Source organism: Pseudomonas lundensis (assembly GCF_015377145.2).
Lineage (GTDB): Bacteria > Pseudomonadota > Gammaproteobacteria > Pseudomonadales > Pseudomonadaceae > Aquipseudomonas > Aquipseudomonas lundensis.
Genome location: NZ_CP062158.2, coordinates 819,021 through 843,733, shown reverse-complemented (window position 1 = coordinate 843,733; position 24,713 = coordinate 819,021). Strand labels below are relative to the sequence as shown.

The 24,713-nt window shown below is 57.7% G+C and carries 28 protein-coding genes; 8 read left to right on the top strand and 20 right to left on the bottom strand.

The annotated features are described in order from the left end of the window. Window positions 1-111: 111 nt before the first annotated feature. Window positions 112-846 (bottom strand): peptidoglycan editing factor PgeF, encoded by a 735-nt coding sequence (pgeF, locus tag IF654_RS04295; RefSeq protein WP_070414408.1) that lies wholly within the window; start codon window positions 844-846, stop codon window positions 112-114. Next, the gene (rluD, locus tag IF654_RS04290) at window positions 843-1,805 is read right to left on the bottom strand and encodes a 23S rRNA pseudouridine(1911/1915/1917) synthase RluD (protein ID WP_047279261.1); all 963 of its coding nucleotides are present in this window, start codon (window positions 1,803-1,805) and stop codon (window positions 843-845) included. The genes pgeF and rluD overlap by 4 nt, the downstream gene beginning before the upstream one ends. A 148-nt stretch (window positions 1,806-1,953) precedes the next feature. On the opposite strand from rluD, the gene IF654_RS04285 reads away from it, so the two are divergent. Further along, window positions 1,954-2,967, top strand: coding sequence for an outer membrane protein assembly factor BamD (locus IF654_RS04285; RefSeq protein WP_047279013.1), 1,014 nt, complete (start codon window positions 1,954-1,956; stop codon window positions 2,965-2,967). Window positions 2,968-3,084: 117 nt separating this feature from the next. Then, entirely contained in the window at window positions 3,085-3,312 is a 228-nt protein-coding gene (locus tag IF654_RS04280) for a PP0621 family protein (protein WP_047279014.1), read from the top strand. Window positions 3,313-3,366: 54 nt separating this feature from the next. Here IF654_RS04280 and thiO read toward each other — a convergent pair whose 3' ends face one another. From thiO to pilV, 5 genes are read right to left on the bottom strand one after another with little or no spacing between them, the layout of a single operon-like run. Further along, window positions 3,367-4,467, bottom strand: a complete 1,101-nt coding sequence (gene thiO, locus IF654_RS04275) for a glycine oxidase ThiO (protein ID WP_047283081.1) — start codon at window positions 4,465-4,467, stop codon at window positions 3,367-3,369. Window positions 4,468-4,500: 33 nt separating this feature from the next. After that, entirely contained in the window at window positions 4,501-4,902 is a 402-nt protein-coding gene (locus IF654_RS04270) for a type IV pilin protein (protein WP_047283082.1), read from the bottom strand. A gap of 11 nt (window positions 4,903-4,913) precedes the next feature. Beyond that, window positions 4,914-5,456, bottom strand: coding sequence for a pilus assembly PilX family protein (locus IF654_RS04265; RefSeq protein WP_194862743.1), 543 nt, complete (start codon window positions 5,454-5,456; stop codon window positions 4,914-4,916). Between the two features lie 8 nt (window positions 5,457-5,464). Further along, entirely contained in the window at window positions 5,465-6,160 is a 696-nt protein-coding gene (locus IF654_RS04260) for a PilW family protein (protein WP_083334211.1), read from the bottom strand. Then, complete coding sequence (gene pilV, locus IF654_RS04255) at window positions 6,157-6,630, bottom strand: type IV pilus modification protein PilV (RefSeq protein WP_047281325.1); 474 nt, start codon at window positions 6,628-6,630, stop codon at window positions 6,157-6,159. The genes IF654_RS04260 and pilV overlap by 4 nt, the downstream gene beginning before the upstream one ends. 262 nt (window positions 6,631-6,892) lie before the next feature. Here pilV and IF654_RS04250 point away from each other — a divergent pair, with 262 nt between their 5' ends. Continuing rightward, window positions 6,893-7,399, top strand: a complete 507-nt coding sequence (locus IF654_RS04250; protein WP_083334212.1) for a GspH/FimT family pseudopilin — start codon at window positions 6,893-6,895, stop codon at window positions 7,397-7,399. Here IF654_RS04250 and ispH read toward each other — a convergent pair. The 6 genes from ispH to murJ form a co-directional block, all read right to left on the bottom strand. After that, on the bottom strand, window positions 7,396-8,343 hold the full coding sequence (gene ispH / locus IF654_RS04245) for a 4-hydroxy-3-methylbut-2-enyl diphosphate reductase (protein WP_047273610.1): 948 nt from the start codon (window positions 8,341-8,343) through the stop codon (window positions 7,396-7,398). The genes IF654_RS04250 and ispH overlap by 4 nt on opposite strands. A gap of 68 nt (window positions 8,344-8,411) precedes the next feature. Continuing rightward, window positions 8,412-8,849 carry an FKBP-type peptidyl-prolyl cis-trans isomerase gene (locus tag IF654_RS04240; RefSeq protein WP_070414401.1) on the bottom strand — a complete coding sequence of 146 codons (438 nt, stop codon included), beginning with the start codon at window positions 8,847-8,849 and terminating at the stop codon, window positions 8,412-8,414. Next, complete coding sequence (lspA, locus tag IF654_RS04235) at window positions 8,842-9,360, bottom strand: signal peptidase II (RefSeq protein WP_194862744.1); 519 nt, start codon at window positions 9,358-9,360, stop codon at window positions 8,842-8,844. Before lspA ends, IF654_RS04240 begins: the two co-directional genes overlap by 8 nt. Continuing rightward, window positions 9,353-12,184, bottom strand: coding sequence for an isoleucine--tRNA ligase (gene ileS / locus IF654_RS04230; RefSeq protein WP_047279028.1), 2,832 nt, complete (start codon window positions 12,182-12,184; stop codon window positions 9,353-9,355). The genes lspA and ileS overlap by 8 nt, the downstream gene beginning before the upstream one ends. After that, complete coding sequence (ribF, locus tag IF654_RS04225) at window positions 12,181-13,131, bottom strand: bifunctional riboflavin kinase/FAD synthetase (RefSeq protein ID WP_047273602.1); 951 nt, start codon at window positions 13,129-13,131, stop codon at window positions 12,181-12,183. Before ribF ends, ileS begins: the two co-directional genes overlap by 4 nt. Window positions 13,132-13,248: 117 nt before the next feature. After that, the gene (gene murJ / locus IF654_RS04220) at window positions 13,249-14,787 is read right to left on the bottom strand and encodes a murein biosynthesis integral membrane protein MurJ (protein WP_083334214.1); all 1,539 of its coding nucleotides are present in this window, start codon (window positions 14,785-14,787) and stop codon (window positions 13,249-13,251) included. 251 nt (window positions 14,788-15,038) lie between these two features. Between murJ and rpsT the strand changes: the two genes are divergently transcribed. Then, window positions 15,039-15,317: a 30S ribosomal protein S20 gene (gene rpsT / locus IF654_RS04215; protein ID WP_003443902.1), complete on the top strand. Its 279-nt coding sequence runs from the start codon at window positions 15,039-15,041 to the stop codon at window positions 15,315-15,317. Between the two features lie 137 nt (window positions 15,318-15,454). Here rpsT and IF654_RS04210 read toward each other — a convergent pair whose 3' ends face one another. The 5 genes from IF654_RS04210 to rplU all read right to left on the bottom strand — a co-directional run bounded on the left by IF654_RS04210 (window position 15,455) and on the right by rplU (window position 19,217). Continuing rightward, entirely contained in the window at window positions 15,455-15,916 is a 462-nt protein-coding gene (locus tag IF654_RS04210; RefSeq protein WP_047273598.1) for a CreA family protein, read from the bottom strand. Between the two features lie 13 nt (window positions 15,917-15,929). Then, complete coding sequence (proB, locus tag IF654_RS04205) at window positions 15,930-17,048, bottom strand: glutamate 5-kinase (RefSeq protein WP_047274265.1); 1,119 nt, start codon at window positions 17,046-17,048, stop codon at window positions 15,930-15,932. A gap of 123 nt (window positions 17,049-17,171) precedes the next feature. Then, window positions 17,172-18,398, bottom strand: coding sequence for an Obg family GTPase CgtA (cgtA, locus tag IF654_RS04200; protein WP_047273596.1), 1,227 nt, complete (start codon window positions 18,396-18,398; stop codon window positions 17,172-17,174). A gap of 194 nt (window positions 18,399-18,592) precedes the next feature. After that, window positions 18,593-18,868, bottom strand: a complete 276-nt coding sequence (gene rpmA, locus IF654_RS04195; RefSeq protein ID WP_047273595.1) for a 50S ribosomal protein L27 — start codon at window positions 18,866-18,868, stop codon at window positions 18,593-18,595. 34 nt (window positions 18,869-18,902) lie between these two features. After that, window positions 18,903-19,217, bottom strand: a complete 315-nt coding sequence (gene rplU / locus IF654_RS04190; RefSeq protein WP_007901869.1) for a 50S ribosomal protein L21 — start codon at window positions 19,215-19,217, stop codon at window positions 18,903-18,905. A gap of 241 nt (window positions 19,218-19,458) precedes the next feature. On the opposite strand from rplU, the gene IF654_RS04185 reads away from it, so the two are divergent. From IF654_RS04185 to IF654_RS04175, 3 genes are all read left to right on the top strand, one after another. Then, complete coding sequence (locus IF654_RS04185) at window positions 19,459-20,427, top strand: polyprenyl synthetase family protein (protein ID WP_047273592.1); 969 nt, start codon at window positions 19,459-19,461, stop codon at window positions 20,425-20,427. 153 nt (window positions 20,428-20,580) lie between these two features. Further along, the gene (locus IF654_RS04180) at window positions 20,581-20,922 is read left to right on the top strand and encodes a zinc ribbon domain-containing protein YjdM (RefSeq protein ID WP_047273590.1); all 342 of its coding nucleotides are present in this window, start codon (window positions 20,581-20,583) and stop codon (window positions 20,920-20,922) included. 231 nt (window positions 20,923-21,153) lie between these two features. After that, on the top strand, window positions 21,154-21,426 hold the full coding sequence (locus IF654_RS04175) for a PA4570 family protein (RefSeq protein ID WP_047273588.1): 273 nt from the start codon (window positions 21,154-21,156) through the stop codon (window positions 21,424-21,426). Window positions 21,427-21,487: 61 nt separating this feature from the next. Here the strand turns inward: IF654_RS04175 and IF654_RS04170 are convergent, their stop codons facing one another. Then, window positions 21,488-22,105, bottom strand: coding sequence for an FKBP-type peptidyl-prolyl cis-trans isomerase (locus tag IF654_RS04170; RefSeq protein ID WP_047273586.1), 618 nt, complete (start codon window positions 22,103-22,105; stop codon window positions 21,488-21,490). Between the two features lie 143 nt (window positions 22,106-22,248). Next, entirely contained in the window at window positions 22,249-22,737 is a 489-nt protein-coding gene (locus tag IF654_RS04165; protein WP_047273583.1) for a TIGR00645 family protein, read from the bottom strand. Between the two features lie 142 nt (window positions 22,738-22,879). Here IF654_RS04165 and IF654_RS04160 point away from each other — a divergent pair, with 142 nt between their 5' ends. Continuing rightward, on the top strand, window positions 22,880-24,712 hold the full coding sequence (locus tag IF654_RS04160; RefSeq protein ID WP_047281329.1) for a hypothetical protein: 1,833 nt from the start codon (window positions 22,880-22,882) through the stop codon (window positions 24,710-24,712). Window position 24,713 lies beyond the last annotated feature (1 nt).

Sequence of the window (24,713 nt, the reverse complement as noted above, 5' to 3'; positions counted from 1 at the left end):
TCCTTATGAGCAGGCCGGAGGGATGGAAACTCCTGAATGAAGAAACCTGCCAGATACCTTAGTAGATGCGGGCAATTCTGGGAGTTTCAAGCGTACGGTGAATGACGCAGATCAGCTGGACGGCGTTTCGATCCAGACCAGCGAAGCAAAGCGGCCAGTACGGGAACTGCGCCGGTAGGAATAGAAGCGCGGGTCGTTGACGGTGCAAAAGCCTGCGCCGTAGACAGCTTCAATACCGCAGAGAGCCAGACGCAGACGCGCCAGCTCATAGATGTCGGCCATATAACGCCCGGCATTGACACTTGGCACGAAGGCCGAGGCGGCCTGGGGCATGTCTTTAATAAAGACATCACGCACCTCGCCCCCGACTTCAAACGCCGCGGGACCGATGGCGGGTCCAAGCCACACAAGTATCTCCTGGGGCTCAACATGGAGGCTGCGCGCGGCGGCTTCAAGCACACCGGCTGCCAATCCGCGCCAGCCCGCATGCGCCGCAGCGACGCGTGTACCGGCACGGTTGCAGAACAGTGCAGGCAAGCAGTCAGCGGTCATGACCGTACACGCCACGCCGGGCGTGGACGTCCAGCTGGCATCGGCTTCAACAATGCTGGACGGATCGGCAGGCGCAACGACAACCCCGTGAACCTGGCTAAGCCAAGCGGGCTGTACGTTAAAAACGTGGGTCAGGTGTTGGCGATTTTGAGCAACGGCGCAAGGATCGTCGTCGACATGGTCACCCAGGTTGAAGCTGTCGAACGGCGCCTGGCTGACGCCGCCCGCACGGGTGGTCACGCAGGCCCTGATGCCTGCCGGCGCAGGCCAGTCAGGAATCAGGAACGCGCTCATCCGATGAACGCCTCACGGTCTTGCTTGAGCAGCGTCAACAACCAGACAAAATCGTCAGGAAGTGGGGATTCCCAGCTCATGCGTTTACCGGTCGTCGGATGGTCCAGCTCCAGGAAGCGCGCATGCAAGGCCTGACGCGGGAAGTTCTTCAGGGATTCGACCATGGTCACACTGGCTGCCGGCGGGATACGGAAACGACCGCCGTAGGCAGGGTCTCCGACCAACGGGAAGTTGATGTGAGACATATGCACACGGATCTGGTGCGTACGCCCGGTTTCCAGCTTGACCCGCACGTGGGTGTGGGAACGGAAACGCTCAAGCACGCGGTAATGACTCACCGCCTGTTTGCCGCCTTCCATAACCGCCATGCGCTGGCGTTGCTGGCCGTGACGGCCGATGGGCGCGTCGATCTTGCCCCCGGCGGTGACGACACCGATGACAATGCACTCATATATCCGGCTGACACTGCGGCTCTGCAATTGGGCAACCAGCTGCGTCTGCGCCTGGATGGTCTTGGCGACCACCATCAATCCGGTGGTGTCTTTGTCCAGGCGATGCACGATCCCCGCACGCGGCACATTAATAATGTCCGGTACGTGGTGCAGCAACGCATTGAGCAAAGTGCCATCAGCATGCCCCGCAGCCGGGTGCACCACCAAACCCGCGGGTTTGTTGATGACCAGGATGTCATCGTCTTCGTAAACGATGTCGAGGGGAATGTCCTGGGCGATCCACTCACCCTGGGCTTCCTGCTCTGCAGTCAGCTCCAGGATGGCGCCACCATGCACGATGTCACGGGGACGTATGACGTCTCCGTCCACAGTGAGGCGGCCGTCTTTGATCCAGGCGGAAAGGCGCGAGCGCGAGTGCTCAGCGAATAATTGTGCGGCGACTTGATCGAGGCGTTGGCCGCCCAATTCGGACGGCACCTCTGCGCGAAGTAGTATTTTCTCGGACATGCTCATCAGGACGGCGCCAAGCCTTTGGTTTCGGCTGCGCGCTTGTGGTTAAATACGGCGTCTTTTGCCCCGAGGCTTTTCACGGGGCGCTCATCATAACAGGACGGCCTCGCCCAAGACAGCGGCCGTCATAGGGACGCAAGCCGCCATGCAAGTGAGACACCTGCTGCTGATCGCCATCCTCGCACTGACCGCCGCTTGCTCGTCGACAAAGGAAGTCGTTGACGAAAACCTCAGCGAAGTCGAGCTGTACCAGCAGGCACAGGCCGATCTGGACAACCACAGCTACACCAGTGCAACCGCCAAACTGAAGGCACTTGAGTCACGCTACCCGTTCGGCCGTTATGCCGATCAGGCTCAGCTTGAACTGATCTATGCCTACTATAAAAACTCCGAGCCGGAAGCTGCCAAGTCTGCCGCAGAGCGGTTCATCCGCCTGCACCCGCAGCACCCGAACGTTGATTACGCCTACTACCTCAAAGGCTTGACCTCGTTTGACCAGGACGTTGGCCTGCTGGCGCGCTTCCTGCCGCTGGACATGACCAAGCGTGACCCCGGCGCGGCCCGTGACTCGTATAACGAGTTCGCCCAGCTGACCAGCCGCTTCCCCAACAGCCGCTACGCACCTGATGCCAAGCAGCGCATGATTTACCTGCGCAACTTGTTGGCGGCTTATGAAATTCACGTGGCCCACTATTACCTGACCCGTCAGGCCTATGTGGCTTCGGCCAACCGTGGCCGGTACGTGGTTGAGAACTTCCAGGAAACCCCTTCGGTCGCTGACGGCCTGGCGGTGATGGTTGAGTCTTATCAGCGCCTGCACCTCGACAAACTGGCTGACACCAGTCTTGAAGTGCTCAAAGACAACTACCCTAACCATCCGAGCCTAGTTGACGGTCAGTTTGTGCCTCAAGTGTCCGAGTCTGACAACCGCTCTTGGTTGAGCAAGGCTACGTTGGGCCTGATCGAATCCAGCACGCCTCTGCCACCGGGTGAAACCCGCGCCAACCAGGACGTGCAGAAGCAATTCCAGGATGCGAAAGACGCTATTCCTGCCGAGCTGAAGCCTAAAGATTCAGACGGCAATGTCATCGAAGAACCAGAAGCGGAAGACACCAGCCGTTCATGGTTCAGCTACATGACGTTCGGTCTTTTCGACTGATCGTCACACTCAAGAAAAGAGCCTTTCGGGGCTCTTTTTTTTGCGTCGCATTTGGTGCTGGGCGCCTACACGGTCCTTGGCTAAACTGGCGCATCTTTTCTCAAATAGCGATTAGCCATGTTTCGTTTACTGATCTGGGTGGCCTTGATTGCTGCCGGCGTGTGGTTGTGGCGCAAATACAAAGCGGGCCTTACCCCCACCAAAAAACCGGTCGACCCCAACGCCCAACCGATGGTGCGCTGCGCCCATTGCGGCGTCCACTTGCCACGAGACCGCGCACTGAGCCAACAACAAGAGTGGTATTGCACCCAAAACCATCTTGAGCAAGGCCCGGGCAAACGCTGAGCAACGGGGTAGCAGCCTGCCAACGCAAGGCTGCGAGACAGCCGCCGTTATCGGTCAGAGTCGCCCTGCAGGGGCGTACGGCGCCGGATCAATGATAGGCGTGCGCTCCAGCAACAAATCTGCAAACAACTGGCAAGACGCGGGCGCCAACACCAACCCGTTGCGGTAATGCCCGCAGTTCAGCCAGAGCCCTTCAAAACCGGCGACCGGCCCGATATACGGTATGCCTTGCGGCGAACCCGGACGCAATCCTGCCCAATGCGCCACGGGCTCGGCATCCGCCAACGCAGGAATCAACGCCACAGCCGACGCTCTCAAACTCTCCAGGGCCGTCTGGGTCGGGGTTTTGTCGAAGCCTTCATGCTCCAGCGTGCTACCAATCAAGATATGGCCATCACGGCGAGGTATGGCGTAGCGGCCGTTGGCCAGAACCATGCACGACAAGAAATCCGAAGCACATTTGTACAAAATCATTTGGCCTTTGACCGGCTCAACGGGCAGTTCTATGTCCAGATGCTTGAGCAGTTCACCGCTCCAGGCCCCGGCAGCCAATACCACGGCATCCCCCAATACGGAGCCATTAACCGTATTGACGCCCGTAATCCGCTCCCCCTCCCTGACAAAGCCCAGCACCTCGGATTGTTCGTGAACCGTGACATTGGGCATCGCTTGCAGTGCCGCTTTTAGTGACTTAACCAGCCGCGGATTGCGTACATTCGCCACGTCCTTCATATAAACAGCACGGGAAAAACCGCCGCCCAATACCGGAACATGGCTTTCGACCGCCGCGATATCCACCGCACTCAAAGGTCGGCCAGCTTGCCGGGCCCAAGCCAGCGCTTGAGCCTCATCGTCCAGATCAAGCCAGTAAAGACCCGTGGTATGCACTTCCGGATCCAGCCCGGAAGTCGCCAGCAGACGCTGCGCCAAATGCGGGTAAAAATCCTGGGACCAGTGAGCCAGCGCTGTGACGGCCGGGGTGTAACGCCACGGATACAGCGGGGACACGATTCCACCGCCCGCCCAGGAAGACTCCTGCCCCACGCCACCGCGCTCCAGCAAAATCACTTGCTCGACGTCTGCGGCCAGATTAAACGCAGTCAGCAGCCCGATCACTCCACCGCCGACAATCACTACCCGTTGATGCCTAGCCATCTATCAGTCCAGCCCTTATTCAAAAGTAATGGGTCAGCGCCCCCAACATTGCTGCGCGGTGATGCCCGGGGCCGCCTGGGTTATAGCGCTCAGACCTGTATGCGCCAACGTGAAGTTGCCACAAGGATCATCTGCCATGGGCGAGCCGTCTTTTCGTGTGGCCATCAATAAAAAGGCATGATCCGAAAGGTCTGACGTAATGCTGTAGTTCTCATTGCCAGAACTGATATCCGGCAGACCGCTATATAACCCGTTTTTCGTGTAGAACCGCTCTAGACTTTGGGCTTGCTCAGAGAGCAACACGACAATTTGAGACCGGTGCACCCGCTTCACATGATCGCTGTAAAGCGGATAAACAAAGGCCCCAAGGATACCGATGATCGCCACGGTGATCATCATTTCGATCAGCGTAAAACCTGTAATAGGCCTAACCATGTGTTCATTCCCTATTGAATTTGTCGCCACATAACCCGACGAAAAAGCTGCCGGACAGGCCCGGCCTCCCCGTCCTGCACCGCCTGATGGCGCGCATAAACACTTTCGAGCACAGTGCGAGACAGCCCTCGAAGGCCAATACCGGTTATTCGATAGAGATAGACAGAGCCGTCCTTTTCAGACTGAGAAAGCGGGATGCTGAGCCCCAGAAACTGAATGCCATACAACCCATCCTGCGTTTGTACCCAGTTAATGCCTGACTGAGGATCGAGCCCTGGTGAACGCTGGCTTCTCGCCGCAACAGGGGGCGCGCAGCGGCTCGGCGAAGTACACTCCGCCATACCGGACCAATGAGCTTGCAACCACGTCTCACCGACGTGCATCGCCGCTTCGGCCCCTTGAAATGATTGATTGGCAGCCCGTATGGCACCCGCCATTTTCTCTTGCTGGCCCGCGCTTTCCATCGCAGAAAGCCCCAGAAAACCGAGCAACATCAAAAAAACCAGACTGGCCAGCAGCACCATGCCTTTTTGCGAACGTAATACGGGCGGCATAACTGTTCCTACCTCTGCCGGTTACGAACGGCGACCAGCACATGGTAGGTCTGGTCTTTTACCCGGGCCCCGGGATCTCTCAAGGTCAAGGCCAGGCGCACGCTGCGAATGCTCGTGGCATCGGCGGGTCTGGACTCATAGCGCACAACCGCATGCTCGTTGGCTGAGCTGGAGACACCGAAGGTCACCTCAAACGCGGCAACATTGTCCAGTAGCACGGTGTTACTGAGCCCGCTCTTGAGTTGGCCTTGCTCAAAACGATAAGTAACCCGACGTACCGCAAAGCCTGTTTCTCCAGGCCCCCACTCAGCCTGTGCGCCAGCAAAAACCTGCGCGTGGTGTTTGCAGTCCGTCACCACCGTCCAGTCAGGCTTGCCGGACTGAGGTCCGACGTCGGCGCTGATCATGTGCAGCGCTCCAGAACTTGAAGTGCCTTGCCATGAAACGGGTGTCGCAAACGCAGCAGGCGCATCGATGATGTGGTTCACCGGCAAGCAGCCAAACATGCCAGCCATGCGAATTTCCTGCGCGATTTTGCTCAGTACGTAACGGGCATCCTCTTGCAGTTGCGCGGAAGCTGACTGAGCCAAAGAGGTCTGCCGGGCACTCAAGAACACCTGCGTCATCCCCAGCACCAGCAGCAAACCCAAAACCATCGCAATCATCAGCTCAATCAGGCCAAATCCCGAGTGGCGCTTTCTCATGACGGGCTCGCAGGCGGTATGCCGGGCAGCTGGCTGTTGAGTGTGAATGACTGCAAGGCGCCCTCGTTTTTCTCTGCACGCGAGTCGTCCCAGCGAATGTGGATACTCACTTGCCGGTCATTCAACGAAATCTCGCCTCGGGCGCTCTCCCCGCCGAAAGCCTGTATGTTGCGTTTGAATTCGCTCAGATCCTGAGTGACGACCCCCGTAACGCTGGAGGTTAGGGCCACGCCATAACGCCCGGAAAAGCGATAGTCCCCTGCAGAATTGGCGCGCATCCGATCCAGCATGTCGTACGCGATGAAACTGGCCTGAGTGCTCATGCGCGCGCTGTCGGTGTATTTCAGTGCACTGATTTGCGCGCCTGCGGCCCCCAAGAGGCCCAGGCCTAAAATAAGAGCGGCTACCAGCACTTCAATCAGGGTCATGCCGGCTTGTCGTTTTTTACTGCCACGCCGCTTCTGGCTCATCCCTGACCACCTGTTTTTTACGGCACGTCCTGCGCCGCATTAAGCACAGCCTAGACCCGCGCTCAGCGCTCATGGATCAGAAAATGGTGAGCTCGACTGAAGGATTCTTCGCTTGATTGCGTACGCTTCAAGCAATCGCAAGGCATAAACATCGGGCAATGATTGGACGACCGCGTTTTAGGTGGCTGCCCTGTCGCAACCGCTATACCTAAGGGTGTTCACCACAAACAAGTCCAGGGAGGACGCTGTGTATCAACGAGGGATGAGTTTGATTCAACTGGTGATTACCTTGTCGATCGTCGCCACCACTGCACAATTTGCCAGCCCGGCCTACCACATGCTCACGGAACAACAACGACGCCAAACCATAGCGGAGCAATTGGCCGGCAGTTTGCGCAAGGCACGCAGCGAAGCGTTGATACGCCATCAGTACGTGGTGGTTCACGCGCTGGAGGGTGACTGGAGCAAAGGATGGAGAATGGTGCTTGATGTAAGCGGTCAGGGCCACGCCGACAAGAACAATCCGGTACTGGCTGAAACACAAAACAGTCTCCTGATCCCCATAACGGGGAACTCGCCGGTCAAACACTACGTGCGATTCAACCCGCTGGGCGAGCCATTATTGAATGCGGGGAGTTTTCAGGCAGGCACCCTGCATGTGTGCCAGACAAAAGAAGAGCTGAGTCACTATCAGGTTGTGCTCGCAAAAAGCGGGAGGATCAGCCTGCGCAACCAAAAAGCTGCGCAGGCATTGTGTGCAATGGCTTAGGTGATGGCGCGAACCCGCAACTCTTTGGGCATGGAGAATGTGATGTTCTCTTCACGGCCAGCCAATTCGTCGGCCCCGGTGGCGCCCCAGGCGTGCAATTGCTGAATCACACCGCGCACCAGCACTTCCGGCGCCGAGGCACCCGCGGTGATGCCAATGCGTTCAACGCCATCGAACCAGCTTTTTTGCAGGTCTTCAGCACCATCGATCAGGTAGGCCGGGGTGGCCATGCGCTCTGCCAGCTCCCGGAGGCGATTGGAGTTGGAGCTATTGGGACTGCCCACCACCAACACCACGTCGCACTCGTCAGCCAGTTGCTTCACAGCATCCTGCCGGTTTTGTGTGGCGTAGCAGATGTCATCTTTACGTGGACCACCAATGGCCGGGAATCGCGTACGCAGGGCATCGATCACCCGGCTGGTGTCGTCCATCGACAGCGTGGTCTGGGTCACGAAAGCCAGTTTTTCGGGGTTGTGCACTTGAAGGTTGGCGACGTCTTTTTCGTCTTCAACCAGGTAGATAGCGCCGCCATTGCTGGCGTCGTACTGCCCCATGGTGCCTTCAACTTCCGGGTGACCGGCGTGGCCAATCAGGATGCATTCGCGCCCATCACGGCTGTAACGCGCCACTTCGATATGAACCTTGGTGACCAAGGGGCACGTGGCGTCGAACACTTTCAGGCCGCGCCCGGCAGCTTCACTGCGCACAGCCTGAGAAACGCCGTGGGCACTGAAGATCACAATGACGTCATCCGGCACCTGATCCAGCTCTTCAACGAAGATCGCTCCGCGCGAGCGCAGGTCTTCGACGACAAATTTGTTGTGCACCACTTCGTGGCGAACGTAGATAGGCGGGCCGAATACTTCAAGAGCGCGATTGACGATCTCAATCGCTCGGTCCACCCCGGCGCAAAAACCACGGGGGTTGGCGAGTTTGATGTGCATGCTAGGCCTCGTGGGACGCGCAGAAAGATAATGCCAAACAGGCCCGGCCATTTAGCCGGGCACTGGATTTACAGCGCTTTGACGTCTTTGATTTCGACTTCGAAGGTCAGGGTTTTACCTGCCAGCGGATGGTTGAAATCGATGGTGACCTGGTCGTCGTCAAACCCTTTGACCACGCCGGGCAACTCGGTGTTTGCGGCGTCATTGAAGATCACCAGCAACCCTTCCGACAGTTCCATGTCCTTGAACTGCGAGCGCGCAATAATCTGCACATTTTGCGGATTGGGCTGACCGAATGCATTCTCCGGCAGGATGTGGAGTGTCCGCTTGTCGCCTGCCTTGAAGCCAAAAATAGCCGCTTCAAAACCCGGCAACAGATTGCCATCACCGACTTTGAACGTTGCCGGGTCTTTGTCGAACGTACTGTCGACCGTGTCGCCATTCTCCAGGCGCAAAGCGAAATGCAGGGTGACTTCCGTGTTCTGGCCAATACGAGGCTCAGTCATGAACGGGTTCTCCGGACTTTTTACTTTTGAACATATCCAGTGCCAGCATTACCGCACCCACACAGATTGCACTGTCGGCAAAGTTGAATGCAGGGAAGTACCAGCGGTTTTGCCAGTGCACGAGAATGAAGTCGATGACATGGCCGTAGGCAATGCGGTCATACAAGTTGCCCAATGCACCGCCGAGGATCAACGCCAGCGCAATGGCCAGCCACTTGGCATCACGCCCCAGGCGCTTGAGCCAGACCACCAGTACGGCACTGACCACCACGGCAATCAGGGCAAACAGCCAGCGCTGCCAGCCGGCACTGTCAGCCAGGAAGCTGAAGGCTGCGCCCGTGTTGTAGGCCAGCGTCCAACTGAAGTAATCCGGAATGATGACGACCTGTTGATACATCTGTAATGCGCTGTCGAAATAAACCTTGCTGGCCTGGTCAATGACCAGGACCAGCAGGGTCAACCACAACCAACTCAGGCGCCCGAAGCGCCCGGCAGTGCGGGTATCAGGCATAGTGACGTACCTCGCCGGCGCCGCTGATGTTGTCCACACAGCGGCCGCAGATTTCCGGATGCTCCGGGTTCACGCCAACGTCTTCACGGCAATGCCAGCAACGGGCGCACTTGGCGTGGGCAGATTTGACCACTTTGAGCTTCAGGCCTGGCACCTCAGTCACCACCGCATCCGCCGGGGCCGATGCAAACGGCGCAACGCTGGCTGTGGAGGTGATCAGCACGAAGCGCAGCTCATTGCTCAGCTTGGTGAGGTCGGCTGCCAGTTCATCTTCGGCGAACAAGGTGACTTCAGCCTGCAAGTTGCCACCAATGGCCTTGGCCGCGCGCAGGTTTTCCATTTCCTTGTTGACCGCGACCTTGACCGCCATGATCCGCTCCCAATAAGCGCGGTCCAGTTCAGTCCCTTCAGGCAGCTCGGTCAGGCCCTGATACCAGGTATTGAGCATCACCGATTCGTTGCGCTCGCCCGGCAGGTATTGCCACAACTCGTCGGCAGTGAACGCCAGGATCGGAGCGATCCAGCGCACCAGCGCTTCGGAGATATGGAACAACGCGGTCTGGCATGAGCGACGGGCCTTGCTGTTGGCGCCCGTGGTGTACTGACGGTCTTTGATGATGTCGAGGTAGAAACCGCCCAGCTCTTGCACGCAGAAATTGTGCACTTTGGAGTACACGTTCCAGAAGCGGTATTCACCGTAGTGAAGTTCCAGCTCGCGTTGCAGCAGCAGTGCGCGGTCCACCGCCCAACGGTCCAGTGCCAGCATTTCTTCGGCAGGCAGGATGTCGGTGGCCGGATTGAAACCGGTCAGGTTCGACAGCAAGAAGCGTGCAGTGTTGCGGATACGTCGGTAGGCATCGGCGCTACGTTGCAGGATCTGGTCGGAGACCGCGATCTCGCCCGAGTAGTCCGTCGACGCGACCCACAGGCGCATGATGTCGGCGCCCAGCGTGTCGTTGACTTTCTGTGGCGCAATCACGTTACCCAAGGATTTGGACATCTTGCGACCGGCCTCGTCCACGGTGAAACCGTGGGTCAGCAGTTCGCGATAAGGCGCGTGATTGTCGATGGCGCAACCGGTCAGCAACGAAGAGTGGAACCAGCCGCGGTGCTGGTCGGAACCTTCGAGGTACAAGTCGGCGCGCGGGCCGGTTTCATGGCCCATCGGGTGTGAACCGCGCAGCACGTGCCAGTGCGTGGTGCCCGAGTCGAACCAGACGTCCAGGGTGTCGGAGATCTTGTCGTACAGCGGCGCTTCATCGCCCAGCAACTCGGCGGCGTCCATCTTGAACCAGGCTTCAATCCCTTCACGCTCAACGCGCTTGGCGACTTCTTCCATCATTTCGACGGTACGCGGGTGCAGTTCGCCGCTTTCCTTGTTCAGGAAGAACGGGATCGGCACGCCCCAGTTGCGTTGACGCGAGATGCACCAGTCCGGACGGTTGGCAATCATCGAGTGCAGGCGCGCCTGACCCCAGGCCGGAACGAACTGGGTGTCTTCAATGGCCTGCAACGCGCGGGTGCGTAAGGTATCGCCAGCTACCGGCTCTTTGTCCATGCCGATGAACCACTGCGCAGTGGCGCGGTAGATCAGCGGGGTTTTGTGACGCCAGCAGTGCATGTAGCTGTGGCTGATGGTTTCGGTGTGCATCAGCGCACCGACTTCAGTCAGTTTTTCAACAATGGCCGGATTGGCTTTCCAGATGAACTGGCCGCCAAAAAACTCTAGCGACGGCACGTAAACACCGTTGCTTTGAACCGGATTGATGATGTCATCGTTGACCATGCCGTAGGCTTTGCAGGTCACGAAGTCGTCTACGCCGTAGGCCGGAGCGGAGTGAACCACGCCAGTGCCCGCGCCCAGTTCGACATACTCGGCCAGATAAACAGGCGACAGACGATCATAGAACGGGTGACGGAAGTTGATCAGTTCGAGCGCGGCACCGGTGGTGGTGGCAATGACCGACCCTTCCAGGTTGTAGCGTGCCAGGCACGCTTCGACCAGTTCTTCAGCCAGCACCAGCAGCTTGTCACCGACGTCGACCAGCGCGTAGTTGAACTCCGGGTGCACGTTGAGCGCCTGGTTGGCCGGGATGGTCCACGGGGTGGTGGTCCAGATCACGATCGAAGCCGGTTTGCTCAAGGCCGCCAGACCAAAAGCCTCAGCCAGCTTGGCTTCGTCGGCAATCGGGAACGCAACGTCGATGGTCGCGGATTTTTTGTCCTGATATTCAACTTCAGCTTCAGCCAATGCCGAGCCGCAGTCGAAACACCAGTTCACAGGCTTAAGGCCCTTGAACACGAAGCCCGCCTTGACGATTTCAGCCAAGGCGCGGATTTCACCGGCTTCGTTCTTGAAATCCATGGTTTTGTACGGGTTGGCGAAGTCACCCAGCACACCCAGACGGATGAACTCGGATTTCTGGCCTTCGATCTGCTCGGTGGCGTAGGCACGGCACAGCTCGCGGGTTTTATCCGCAGGCAGGTTTTTGCCGTGGGTCACTTCAACCTTGTGCTCAATCGGCAAACCGTGGCAATCCCAGCCCGGCACGTACGGCGCATCGAAACCGGCAAGGGTTTTCGAGCGAATGATCATGTCCTTGAGGATCTTGTTCAGCGCGTGACCGATGTGGATCGTGCCGTTGGCGTACGGAGGACCGTCATGAAGAACGAACTTCGGACGATCCTTGCCAATCTCGCGCAACTTCCCGTACAGGCCAATGCTGTCCCAGCGCTGCAAAATTTGCGGTTCGCGCTGTGGCAGGCCGGCCTTCATTGGGAAGGCTGTGTCCGGAAGGTTTAGCGTGGCTTTGTAGTCGGTCATTTCAGGCTCTTTTTAAGCGGTTGACCCTGCCAATAGGCTCGGGCGGCGGCGACGTCCGCATTGATCGCCGTCTTGAGCGCCTCCAGGGAGGCGAAACGCTGCTCATCACGCAGCTTGTGGTGGAATGCCACGGTCAGGCGCCGGTCATACAGATCACCGGTGTAATCCAATAGATGTACTTCAAGATGGGCACTGCCATCTCCTGAAACGGTGGGCCGCACGCCAATATTGGCGACGCCGGGCCAGGTTTTGCCGTCGATATCGACACTGGCCAGGTAAACCCCGGTCAGCGGCACGCGACGACGCTTTAATTGCACGTTGGCCGTTGGCGTGCCGAGTTGACGCGCCAGTTTCTGCCCGTGCAACACGCGTCCGGCGATCTGGAACGGACGCCCGAGCAAACGCTCGGCGAGGGCGAAATCAGCATCGGCCAGTGCATCACGCACTTTGGTGCTGCTGACGCGCATACCGTCAAGCTCAACGGTTTGCGCCGCCTCGACGGTGAAACCTTGCGTGAGGCCCGCCTGTTGCAAGAAGTCAAAATCCCCAACCCGGTCACACCCGAAACGGAAGTCGTCCCCGACCTCAAGGTGCTGCACGCCCAGACCATTGACCAGAATCGTGTCAACGAACTCGGCAGCGCTGAGTTTGCTTAAACGCTGATTGAAGGCCAGGCACAGTACCCGATCCACGCCGGCATCTGCCAATAGCTGCAGTTTGTCACGCAAACGTGCCAGACGTGCCGGCGCGGTTTGCGGGGCAAAGAATTCGCGCGGCTGGGGTTCAAAAATCACCACGCAGCTGGGCACACCCAACTCCAGCGCACGTTCACGCAGCCGACCCAGAATTGCCTGGTGACCACGGTGTACACCGTCAAAGTTGCCAATAGTGGCGACACAGCCCCGATGTTGGGGCCGCAGATTGTGAAGGCCTCGAACCAGCTGCATAACGCGCTTCTTGCTCATAAAGTGGCCGATTATAACCACACCCAGCCTGCTACAACAGGCAACAGCGCAAGGCATTTAGGCCAAACCCCTAAAACAGACGCCTGACCGGTAATAACCTTACATAAGGGACTTGCGGGCGAAATCCTTCAAACGCAAGCCCAGGACCAGCAACATACCGAAATAAGCCAGCACGCCAGCGACGACCAAAGCCCCCAACCGCAAAAAGCGCTCCAGCATATGACCGTGGTCCCATGCGGGCATCAGTTGCATCAAGCCCAGCAAAACGCCCGACATGACGGCGACTGCCAGTACCAGCTTGAACAGGTACTTAGCCCACCCCGGCTGCGCTACAAACAGTTTTTGACTGCGCAATTGCCAAAACAGCAGGCCAGCGTTAATACAGGCCCCTACACTGATGGCCAACGCCAGGCCCGCATGCTGCAACGGCACAATGAATACCAGGTTCAACAGCTGGGTCACAATCAAAGTGAAGACCGCAATTTTGACCGGCGTACGGATATTTTGTTGGGCATAGAAGCCCGGAGCCAGCACCTTGATCAAAATAATACCGAGCAAACCGACCGAGTAAGCAATCAGCGCCTGCTGGGTCATGACCGCGTCACGGGCACTGAACTCACCGTACTGGAACAATGAAACCGTCAGCGGCTCGGACAAAATGGCCAGCGCGAGTGCGCACGGCAACACCAATACAAAACACAGGCGCAGCCCCCAGTCGAGAATCCGCGAATACTCATGCCGGTCTTTATTGGCGTAGGTCTTGGACAACGTAGGCAAAAGGATCGTCCCCAGCGCCACGCCCAGTACACCCGACGGCAACTCCATCAAACGGTCCGCGTAGTACATCCACGACACCGAACCTGCGACCAAAAAGGACGCAAAGATGGTGTTGATGATCAGGGATATCTGACTGACCGAAACCCCCAGAATGGCTGGCAACATTTGCTTCATGACCCGCCACACGCCGGTATCGCGCAAATTGAGGCGAGGCAGCACGAGCATGCCGATCTTTTTAAGGTGCGGCAGTTGAAACAATAACTGCGCCAGACCACCGGCCAGCACGGCCCAGCCAAGGGCCATCACGGGCGGATCAAAATAAGGTGTCAGGAACAGCGCAAAAATAATCATGCTGACATTGAGCAGAGTCGGCACAAACGCCGGAACCGAGAAACGGTTCCAGGTGTTCAGGATCGCACCCGCCAGCGACGACAGCGAAATCAGCAATATATAAGGGAAGGTCACCCGCAGCATGTCACTGGTGAGCTGGAATTTTTCCGGCGTGGTGGCAAATCCCGGCGCCGTCGCCCAGATCACCCAGGGCGCGGCCAGCATCCCCAGGATCGTTACAATCGCTAACACCAGCGTCAGCAAACCGGCCACATACGCCACGAAAGTGCGGGTCGCCTCCTCGCCCTGCTGATTTTTGTATTCCGCAAGAATGGGCACGAACGCTTGAGAAAAGGCCCCTTCAGCGAAGATCCGGCGCAACAGATTGGGCAGTTTGAATGCGATGAAGAACGCATCCGTAGCCATACCGGCGCCAAAGGTGCGGGCAATGATGGTGTCTCGGATAAAGCCCAAAACCCTTGAAATCATGGTGATGGAACTGACGGCAGCCAACGACTTGAGCAAATTCATTGAAAGAGTTTTTGCCTATAGAGAAAAAGAGCAGGCGAACAAAGCGTCCACTTATGCGATACTGCGCGCCGCAACAGCACAGAGCCAAGCTCGCGAGTTTACAGGTCAAGCGCCGGAAATAAATCTCCCGTCTCCCTCGATCAACCACTCAGCGGATCGTATCAAACGCTCTTGACAAGCCTTCACGTCATCGGCATGATTCGCGGCCTATTTTGTTTGCTATTTTCTAAAGTCTTTCGAGGAGCTCGACGGTGGCCAACACACCTTCCGCCAAAAAACGTGCAAAACAGGCTGAGAAGCGTCGCAGCCACAACGCCAGCCTGCGTTCCATGGTTCGCACCTACATCAAGAATGTAGTTAAAGCCATCGACGCAAAAGACGCCGCTAAAGCACAAGCTGCTTATGTTCTGGCTGTTCCTGTTATCGACCGTATGGCCGATAAAGGCATCATCCACAAGAACAAAGCTGCTCGTCATAAGAGCCGTCTGAATGGCCACGTCAAGGCGTTGAACCTTGCGACCGCCGCTTAAGCGTTAAGCTTTTTAAAAAACCGACCTCAGGGTCGGTTTTTTATTGCCTGCGATTTAAACCACACACCACCACCCTGGCCGCCACCACAAAACACAGGCAAAAAAAAGCTGCGATTAACGCAGCCTTTTTATAAAAGTTACTGATGCGGCCACGGCAGAATCGGGATCGCCGTTACTGCATTCTGCGGACTGCCTTCAATCAGGCGATCGCTGTACACCAGGTACACCAGCGTATTGCGTTTCTTGTCGAGGAAGCGCACCACCTGCATGGTTTTGAACACCAGCGAGGTACGCTCCTTGAAGACCTCATCACCGTCTTTGAGATCCCCCTTGAAGCTGATCGGGCCAGTCTGGCGACAGGCCAGCGAAGCCTCTGCACGATCCTCCGCCAACCCTAGACCACCTTTCATGCCACCCGTTTTAGCGCGGGACAGATAGCAGGTTACGCCTTCGACCTTGGGATCATCGAACGCCTCGACCACAATGCGATCGTTAGGGCCAACCAGCTTAAACACGGTCGATACCGTGCCAATCTCTTCCGCCGATGCCAGTAACGGCATGGCCAACATCAAACCCAGCAACCCTTTAATCAAGCGCATTCAAACCTCACATTCAAACCAGAATCAGGTTATCGCGATGAACCAACTCCGGTTCCGCCATATACCCCAACAAGCTGACAATCGCATCCGACGACTGCCCGATAATTTTTTGCGCTTCCGCAGCGCTGTAGTTGGCCAGCCCGCGGGCAACTTCCCGGCCGTCCGGCGCTACGCACACCACCATTTCTCCGCGACGAAAACCACCCTGAACCGCCTTGACGCCCACCGGCAACAGGCTTTTATGACCCTGCGAAAGGGCCGCGACAGCCCCTTCGTCCAGCACCAGCGTGCCGCGCGTTTGCAGATGCCCTGCCAGCCACTGCTTTCGCGCTGCCAACATGCCGCGTTCCGGCGACAACAAAGTGCCAATGCGCTCACCCGCTTTAAGACGATCCAGCACCCGCTCCAGACGCCCACCCACAATAATGGTGTGCGCCCCGGAACGCGCCGCCAGACGGGCCGCACGCAACTTGGTCTGCATGCCCCCGCGCCCCAGCGCACCACCCGTGCCGCCCGCCACCGCATCCAGCGCCGGGTCATCCGCGCGCGCTTCATAAATCATTTGCGCGTCAGGGTTCGTGCGCGGATCCGCATCAAACATGCCGTCGCGGTCGGTCAGGATCACCAACAGATCGGCTTCGACCAGGTTGGCCACCAGCGCCGCCAGGGTGTCGTTGTCCCCGAAACGAATTTCATCGGTCACCACCGTGTCGTTTTCGTTGATGACCGGGATCACGCCCAACTCCACCAGGGCACGCAAGGTACTGCGAGCATTCAGGTAACGCTTGCGATCAGACAAATCGTCATGGGTCAGCAGAATTTGCGCGGTGTGGCGCGAGTGCTCGGCAAAGCTCGATTCCCAAGCCTGCACCAACCCCATCTGGCCAATGGCTGCCGCTGCTTGCAGCTCATGCATGGCACTCGGTCGCACCGTCCACCCCAAGCGGCTCATCCCGGCCGCCACCGCGCCCGAAGACACCAACACCAACTCAACGCCAGCTTCGTGCAGGGCCACCATTTGCTCGACCCACACACCCATTGCCGCGCGATCCAGACCTTTGCCATCTGCCGTCAGCAGTGCGCTGCCGATCTTGACGACCCAACGCCGCGCACCTGTCACCTTGCTCCGCATCATGTTCCAACCTATGCCTGAGAGCAGCGCGACCGAGCGCTACCCGTGGAATTTTTGTGATTACCGTTTCGTAGATGCTAAAACGCCGCTCAATTGAGCGGCGCTGTAGTTTACTGCAACGAATCAGTCGCGGACGTAAATGATTTCTGGACCATCGTCGTCTTCAACATCTTCTTCATCCCAGTCATCGTCACCGATGTCGTGGACGCTCTTCACGCCACTGCGACGCAGGGCACGCTTGTCATCCAGCGCCTGCAACTGCGCACGCGCCTCGTCTTCAATGCGCTGATCCAGCTCGGCCAGCTCTTCCTTATAGGCAGGATCATTGGCCAGGCGGTCTGCGCGATCTTCGAGGTAGCGCATGATGTCGTGGCACAGCTTGTCAGTGCCGATTTTGGCAATGGCCGAAATCACATACACAGGACCGGTCCACTCAAGGCGATCAACCACCTCTTTCACCACCGCGTCGTGCTCTTCCTGAGGCAGCGAATCGCACTTGTTCAAGACCAGCCAGCGATCACGATCAGCCAGGGCCGGGCTGAACTTGGTCAGCTCGTTAACGATGACTTCAGCGGTATCGGCAGCGCTTTCCGAGCCTTCAACCGGAGCCATGTCCACGAGGTGCAGAAGCAAGCGGGTACGCGCCAAATGCTTGAGGAAACGAATCCCCAGGCCCGCACCATCAGAGGCACCTTCGATCAACCCCGGGATGTCAGCAATGACAAAGCTTTTCCAGCGATCGACGCTGACCACACCCAGGTTGGGCACCAGCGTGGTGAACGGATAATCCGCCACCTTTGGCTTGGCCGCAGACACCGAACGGATAAAGGTACTTTTACCGGCATTCGGCAAGCCCAGCAGACCGACGTCAGCCAGTACTTTCAACTCAAGCTTCAAGTCACGCTGCTCACCCGGCTTGCCCGGCGTGGTTTGGCGCGGCGCGCGGTTGGTACTGGATTTGAAGCGCGTGTTGCCCAGACCGTGCCAGCCGCCCTGAACCACCATCAGCTTCTGACCCGCCTTGGTCAGGTCGCCAATCACTTCTTGCGTGCCAGCATCAATGACGGTCGTACCGACCGGCACGCGCAGGATCAGATCGTCACCCTTGCGCCCCGTGCAATCGGTACTACCGCCGTTCGAGCCACGCTGGGCATCGAAGTGACGGGTGTAACGGTAGTCAACCAAGGTGTTGAGGTTTTCGTCGGCGACCATATAGATCGAGCCGCCATCACCACCATCACCCCCGTTAGGGCCACCGTTTTCGATGAATTTCTCACGACGGAAACTCATGCAACCGTTACCACCGTCGCCCGCTTTTACCTTGATCGATACTTCATCAACAAACTTCATAACAAAACGCCTCTCGTCATCAGGACGAGCCGATAAACATAAGACATAAGACTCTTGCAAAAATGAGCGCAGCGACCTCAATCAACGACCGTTAAATCCAGCGCCAGCAGCCCATACAAACAGTTTTGCAAGAGACTCATCCCACAAACGAAAAAGCCCCGTCGCAAGACAGGGCTCTTCCAGCTACCAAGCTATTACGCTGCGACGACTTCAGTCTTCGGAACGATGCTTACATAGCGACGACCGAAGGCGCCTTTAACCTGGAACTTGATCACGCCTTCCACTTTCGCGAACAGGGTGTGATCTTTGCCCATACCAACGCCGTAGCCAGCGTGGAATTGGGTACCGCGCTGACGCACGATGATGTTGCCTGGAACGATAGCCTGGCCGCCATACATCTTCACGCCAAGGCGTTTGGCTTCTGAGTCGCGACCGTTACGGGTACTACCACCAGCTTTTTTGTGTGCCATGAGTCAATTCTCCTAGTGAGGAATTAGGCTGAAATTAAGCCTGAATACCGGTGATTTTGATCTCGGTGTACCACTGGCGGTGGCCCATACGCTTCATGTGGTGCTTACGACGACGGAACTTGATGATGCGGACTTTATCGTGACGACCTTGGGAGATCACTTCAGCCACAACAGTGGCGCCAGGAACAACTGGAGCGCCGATGTTCACGTCGTCGCCATTGGCGACCAACAGAACGCGATCAAAAGTTACGGATTCGCCGGTAGCGATTTCCAGTTTTTCGATCTTCAGGTATTCACCTGGAGCTACTTTGTACTGCTTGCCACCAGTAACGATTACTGCATACGACATGGTATTTCTCCGATAATCCTGCTCACCCAGCGCTTTATAGGTAAAGGTATTGGCTGGCATGGCTGCATGGGGCTGGAACGGCCCAAGTGCAATTGCGTAAGGCAGGTGCTGCCCAGGAAGTTCAGGGTGCGCGATTGTACGCAAGGCAAGAGGACGTTGCAAGGGGCCGCCCATCGCGCCTTGACAGGCCATCCCCCCCGACCTAGCATGCCGCGCAACCCTTCTGGAGCACCTGTCGCTGATGCAACCCCAAGCTTTCTACCGCGCGGTGGCGGACGATTTTAGCGCCGTCGACGGCATCATCAAGAAGCAGCTGACTTCACGCGTACCGCTGGTCTCAAAAATCGGCGACTACATTACTTCGGCCGGCGGTAAACGCCTGCGTCCTTTATTAGTGTTGCTCTGTGGCAAAGCGCTGGGCCGCGAAGGCGATGACTTGCGCCTGCTGGCGGCAACCATCGAGTTCCTGCACACCGCCACCCTGCTGCACGACGACGTGGTGGACATGTCCGGCATGCGCCGTGGCCGCAAGACCGCCAATGCGACGTGGGGCAACGCGCCGAGCGTACTGGTGGGCGACTTCCTGTACTCGCGCTCCTTCGAAATGATGGTTGAGCTGGGCTCGATGCCGGTGATGAAGATCCTGTCGCAAGCGACCCGCATCATTGCCGAAGGCGAAGTGCTGCAACTGTCAAAAGTGCGCGACGCCAGCACCACGGAAGAAACCTACATGGAAGTCATCCGCGGCAAAACCGCGATGCTCTTCGAGGCCTCGACCCACAGTGCCGCGGCTCTGGCCGGTGCAACACCCGAACAAAGCGAAGCATTGCGCATGTTCGGCGATCACTTGGGCGTGGCATTTCAGTTGGTGGACGACCTGCTCGACTACCGCGGCGACGCCGAAACCTTGGGCAAGAACGTGGGTGACGACCTGGCTGAAGGCAAGCCGACGCTGCCCTTGATCTACACCATGCGCGAGGGCACGCCGGAACAAGCGGCACTGGTTCGTCAAGCCATTCAGAAAGGTGGCATTGAAGACCTGGAAAGCATCCGCGACGCGGTTGAAGCCTCCGGCTCGCTGGAATACACCGCACAACTGGCCCGCGACTTCGTTGCCCGCGCCATTGTTTGCCTTGAAGCCCTGCCGCCGAGCGAATACCGCGACGCGCTGGTCGAACTGAGCGAATTCGCGGTCGCCCGCACACACTGATCCACACCCCGCGTCAGCCGCTCCCGCTCCCAAGGCCTTCACACGAGGGTCTTGGGCAGTGACGCCAAGCGCATCCCCCGCACTTTCCCCGCCCGCCGACAAAACCCTATACAATGCGTGCCTTTTAGCCATCCTGACTTTTAAGGAGCGCAAGTGAGCACTTTGCCACCCTGCCCGAAATGCAATTCCGAATACACCTACGAAGACGGCGTACAGCTGGTCTGCCCGGAATGCGCCCATGAGTGGTCTGCCAACGCTGAAGCGGAAGTCGACAGCGACGTAAAAGTCTACAAAGACTCCGCTGGCACTGTCCTGAACGATGGCGACACCATCACCGTGATCAAGGACCTGAAAATCAAAGGCACCTCGCTGGTGGTCAAAGTCGGCACCAAGGTCAAGAACATCCGCTTGTGCGATGGCGATCACGACATCGACTGCAAAATCGACGGCATCGGCCCGATGAAGCTCAAGTCCGAGTTCGTACGTAAAGTCTGATTTCTGCGCCTTTCCTTCCTGCGCCTGGCGCAGGAAGGTGTTGTTTCCCCGCTCTGCTCCCTATCCCGCTTCCTCCCCTGCCACTGCCTGGTTCAAGACGCGATATCAAAGCGCCAGCCACTTTGACCGGTAGCAACCTCTTCGCAGAAAAACCGGAAATCCGCCAATAGGCACTTGCTATTAATTGAATAAGAATTATTCTCATTGATATCCATCAAGGAGATGACACCCATGACTTATTTAATAGACGCTTGGCTGGACCGACCACACCCGTACCTGCGAATCCTGCATCGGGAAACCGGGGAAGTGTGTGCCGTACTGGAAGAAGACGCGCTGACTGAATTGCAGGATCAGGGCGACCTGGACTTTTCAGGACTTAACTCAAGCGAGCCGGGAGTGCTTAAAGAGTTGGTGCGAAACTTGTTTCTATTCTGTTACGCCCGGGCGTTGCGCCCTGTCGGCTCGGCTGACACCCATGAGCACCAGGCCAAACTAGAACTATGAAGCCAAACGCGTAATGACGGGCTGGCCAACAACCCGTCATTACCGCTAAACCGTGGCGTTCTTACAGAACGTCCAGCAGCTCAACGTCGAATACCAGCACGCTGTGCGGTGCGATGCTGCCAACGCCTTGGGCGCCGTAAGCCAGTTCGCTCGGCACGTAGATGCGCCATTTGCTGCCGGCGTTCATCAATTGCAGGGCTTCAGTCCAACCAGCGATCACGCCACCAACCGGGAACTCGGCAGGCTGGCCACGCTCGTAAGAGCTATCGAACACAGTGCCGTCAATCAGAGTGCCGTGGTAGTGAACACGCACGGTGTCTTCACGGGATGGCTTGGCGCCTTCACCTGCTGTCACCACTTCGAATTGCAGGCCGGACGCCAGGGTGGTGATGCCGTCTTTCTTCGCGTTTTCAGCCAGGAAAGCCTTGCCTTCGCCCGCTGCGGCTTCTGCCTTGGCAGCCGCTTCAGCTTGCATGATCTCGCGGATCACTTTGAAGCTGGCGGACATTTCTTCCTGGCCAACACGGCTTTCTTTACCGGCGAACGCGTCGGTCAGGCCTGCCAGAATGGCATCCAGGCTAACGCCCGGCGGCGGGTTGTCGCGCAGTTGGTCGCCCAACTGACGGCCAATGCCGTAGCTGACGCGGGTTTCGTCGGTCGACAGATTTACTTCGGACATAACACTGCTCCGCTGTGGGGCGCTGCAGGCCAGTCAACTGAACGACTGACCCGAACGCCCTGAACCAAAAAAGGGCGAGCAGACTAACACAGCCCCCAAAGCCTTCGCAGCCCGCGTTGTGCAGGCGCTACCGGCGCCCGGCCTCAATGCTTGGTGATCTTGTCCAGATACCCCATGGCAAATGCCGAGATCACAAATGTCATGTGGATAATCACGTACCACATCAGGTACTGAGGCTCGATATTGCGCGCATCCATGAACACCCGCAGCAGGTGAATCGAAGAGATCGCCACAATCGAGGCCGCGACTTTCATTTTCAGCGACGTGGAATCCATCGTGCCCAACCAGCTGAGCTTCTCTTTGTGCTCGTCGATGTCCAGTTGCGAAACGAAGTTCTCGTAACCCGAAATCATGACCATGACCAGCAGGCCACCCACCAGTGCCATGTCGATCAGCGACAGAATGACCAGGATCAAGTCCGACTCAGATAGCGCAAACACGTTCGGAATTACGTGAAACACTTCCTGGAAGAACTTCAACGCCAGCGCCAGCAGGCCCAGCGACAAACCAAAATAGATCGGCGCCAGAATCCAGCGCGACGCGTACATTGCATTTTCGATAAAGCGTTCCATTGAAACTCACAGGAAGTGAAAAAATGGGCGCGAGTATATCAGCGGGAATTCACTAGAGATAAAGCCCCGGACACAGTCTGTAAAAACTTTTTCTGCTAGTGTCCACCTACTCGGCATCGTTTACGGACAGGAAACCTGAAGAATGGATCTGCGATTCCCCTTGGCTGGTCTCGGACTCTCATTGGCGCTGCTCGCCACGGGAGGCTGCTCACCGGATGACCAACACCCGCTCGCCAGCCTGGAAGAAAGAACCGCCCAATTCGAACAGAACCTGGACACCATCAAAGACCAGCCACTCAAAGATGCCGTCGCCGACCTTGGCGGGTCGCTGCTGTTGCTGGAGCGGGCGCGGCTCAAGCTGCAAGACAAGCCGATTGAAACCGAATACACCACAGACGATCTGGCACTGCTCAACCACTACCCCAGCATTCAGGCGCTGACGGACACCTACATCAATGGCCTGTTTGTCCTGCGTAAAAATGCCAGTTCCGACTACCTGACCGATCTGGAGCCGGTGTTCCCCTTCCCGATCAACAGCGCCTCCGAATTCCCGTTCCCCCACGCTCTGGAATGGCAATCCGTCACCTTGAGCAATAAACAAGAGGTGCCGTTCCAGCCCGAGTGGTCCGAAACCGATCCCGGCATTCAGCTAAGCCCTTCGAGCGCCAACTTGAGCAACCCGGACGACCTGACCGTCACCTACCCTTACATCGACGGCGTTGAGACCCAAAACAGCCAGCAGCCGCAACCGGTGATGCTGCATGGCAAGGTAGAAGTCATTGCGCCGGGCAACGTCGTGCATTTCAAGCTCAACGACAAAGACGTGGGCCAGACACGGACCGATGGCACCATCAGCGTGACCCTGTTAGCGCTGGGCAAAAATTTCGCTGAAGTCGAGATCCACAACAGCGCCGCGCCCGCCGAGGCTGTGGGGGACACCGAACTGAACCCCTTGATCATTCAGGCCCGCGATCAATCAGGCCAATTCCTCTCGCGCGCAGGCTCGATCAACGAAAATGCCGAGCAATTGGCGTTTTACCAGCAACAGCTGGCCGAGATGCTCAAGCAAACCGCCTGGAGCGAAGCCTTCGAACGACAGTTGGCAGACGAAGAAAAAGCCTTCGAGCAAAAACACCCCAACCACTACAGCAAGGTGTACTTCAACGGCACTGTCGACACGCTGGACATCAGCGTCATGGACTTCTCCAGCGCCACAGTGACCCGCAAAGCCCTCGACCTGCCGGTACGTCGGCTCGATAAAACCGTGATCAGCAAAGAGGTTCAGCCTCTGCCGCTATCGGTCGTGGTGTACGACGACCAAGCGCCTGCGTACCTGAAAAACGCCAACCTCGACCCTGAGCGCTTCAAAAAGACCGTAACCATCAACCAGTCCATTGACGACGCCAGCGCCGCGACGCTGGAGTTCAGCCACCCCGCTACGTTTAATGACGAGTTGGTCGGCCTGCTGCCCGACGCCTCCGAAGCCCCGGTCACGTTCTTTGCCGAAGATGAAAGTGGCAAACGCAGCGAGCCGCTGGAGCTGCCGGAAGAAGCCTTCGATGTCGACCCGCACACTGGCGTCATCACCTACGACCTGAACTTGTTCCCGGAAACCCCGGCCTACGCCATTGGTTCGATGCCGATGTACATCGCCGCAGTCGACAAGCAGGTGCTGAACATAGAGCACCTGCCCACAGGGCTGGAGCTCAAGGGCAACGCACTGATAGTCGATCAAAAGGCGTTCCCGTCGGATGCTTGGCGCTTCTACGCCAAGGACGCCACCGGCAACTACCTGAAGGAAGTGCTAGCCGTGAGCCACAGCGCAGAGGCAGAAGGCCCTGCGCTGTTTGACGTGCATTACTTCTATGGCCAGCCGACCCAATTGGAAAGCTATGCCCGCACCGACCTTACCCCCGTGGAATACGGCTTTGAGGTCAAGCTCGACAAGGTGCCGGAGGTCAATCCGCCCCACTGAA

Excerpts from the sequence above, each read along its gene's own strand:
- pgeF (WP_070414408.1), bottom strand. The coding sequence starts at position 846 with ATGAGCGCGTTCCTGATTCCTGACTGGCCTGCGCCGGCAGGCATCAGG.
- rluD (WP_047279261.1), bottom strand. The coding sequence starts at position 1,805 with ATGTCCGAGAAAATACTACTTCGCGCAGAGGTGCCGTCCGAATTGGGC.
- IF654_RS04285 (WP_047279013.1), top strand. The coding sequence starts at position 1,954 with ATGCAAGTGAGACACCTGCTGCTGATCGCCATCCTCGCACTGACCGCC.
- IF654_RS04280 (WP_047279014.1), top strand. The coding sequence starts at position 3,085 with ATGTTTCGTTTACTGATCTGGGTGGCCTTGATTGCTGCCGGCGTGTGG.
- thiO (WP_047283081.1), bottom strand. The coding sequence starts at position 4,467 with ATGGCTAGGCATCAACGGGTAGTGATTGTCGGCGGTGGAGTGATCGGG.
- IF654_RS04270 (WP_047283082.1), bottom strand. The coding sequence starts at position 4,902 with ATGGTTAGGCCTATTACAGGTTTTACGCTGATCGAAATGATGATCACC.
- IF654_RS04265 (WP_194862743.1), bottom strand. The coding sequence starts at position 5,456 with ATGCCGCCCGTATTACGTTCGCAAAAAGGCATGGTGCTGCTGGCCAGT.
- IF654_RS04260 (WP_083334211.1), bottom strand. The coding sequence starts at position 6,160 with ATGAGAAAGCGCCACTCGGGATTTGGCCTGATTGAGCTGATGATTGCG.
- pilV (WP_047281325.1), bottom strand. The coding sequence starts at position 6,630 with ATGAGCCAGAAGCGGCGTGGCAGTAAAAAACGACAAGCCGGCATGACC.
- IF654_RS04250 (WP_083334212.1), top strand. The coding sequence starts at position 6,893 with ATGAGTTTGATTCAACTGGTGATTACCTTGTCGATCGTCGCCACCACT.
- ispH (WP_047273610.1), bottom strand. The coding sequence starts at position 8,343 with ATGCACATCAAACTCGCCAACCCCCGTGGTTTTTGCGCCGGGGTGGAC.
- IF654_RS04240 (WP_070414401.1), bottom strand. The coding sequence starts at position 8,849 with ATGACTGAGCCTCGTATTGGCCAGAACACGGAAGTCACCCTGCATTTC.
- lspA (WP_194862744.1), bottom strand. The coding sequence starts at position 9,360 with ATGCCTGATACCCGCACTGCCGGGCGCTTCGGGCGCCTGAGTTGGTTG.
- ileS (WP_047279028.1), bottom strand. The coding sequence starts at position 12,184 with ATGACCGACTACAAAGCCACGCTAAACCTTCCGGACACAGCCTTCCCA.
- ribF (WP_047273602.1), bottom strand. The coding sequence starts at position 13,131 with ATGCAGCTGGTTCGAGGCCTTCACAATCTGCGGCCCCAACATCGGGGC.
- murJ (WP_083334214.1), bottom strand. The coding sequence starts at position 14,787 with ATGAATTTGCTCAAGTCGTTGGCTGCCGTCAGTTCCATCACCATGATT.
- IF654_RS04210 (WP_047273598.1), bottom strand. The coding sequence starts at position 15,916 with ATGCGCTTGATTAAAGGGTTGCTGGGTTTGATGTTGGCCATGCCGTTA.
- proB (WP_047274265.1), bottom strand. The coding sequence starts at position 17,048 with ATGCGGAGCAAGGTGACAGGTGCGCGGCGTTGGGTCGTCAAGATCGGC.
- cgtA (WP_047273596.1), bottom strand. The coding sequence starts at position 18,398 with ATGAAGTTTGTTGATGAAGTATCGATCAAGGTAAAAGCGGGCGACGGT.
- rpmA (WP_047273595.1), bottom strand. The coding sequence starts at position 18,868 with ATGGCACACAAAAAAGCTGGTGGTAGTACCCGTAACGGTCGCGACTCA.
- rplU (WP_007901869.1), bottom strand. The coding sequence starts at position 19,217 with ATGTCGTATGCAGTAATCGTTACTGGTGGCAAGCAGTACAAAGTAGCT.
- IF654_RS04185 (WP_047273592.1), top strand. The coding sequence starts at position 19,459 with ATGCAACCCCAAGCTTTCTACCGCGCGGTGGCGGACGATTTTAGCGCC.
- IF654_RS04175 (WP_047273588.1), top strand. The coding sequence starts at position 21,154 with ATGACTTATTTAATAGACGCTTGGCTGGACCGACCACACCCGTACCTG.
- IF654_RS04170 (WP_047273586.1), bottom strand. The coding sequence starts at position 22,105 with ATGTCCGAAGTAAATCTGTCGACCGACGAAACCCGCGTCAGCTACGGC.
- IF654_RS04165 (WP_047273583.1), bottom strand. The coding sequence starts at position 22,737 with ATGGAACGCTTTATCGAAAATGCAATGTACGCGTCGCGCTGGATTCTG.
- IF654_RS04160 (WP_047281329.1), top strand. The coding sequence starts at position 22,880 with ATGGATCTGCGATTCCCCTTGGCTGGTCTCGGACTCTCATTGGCGCTG.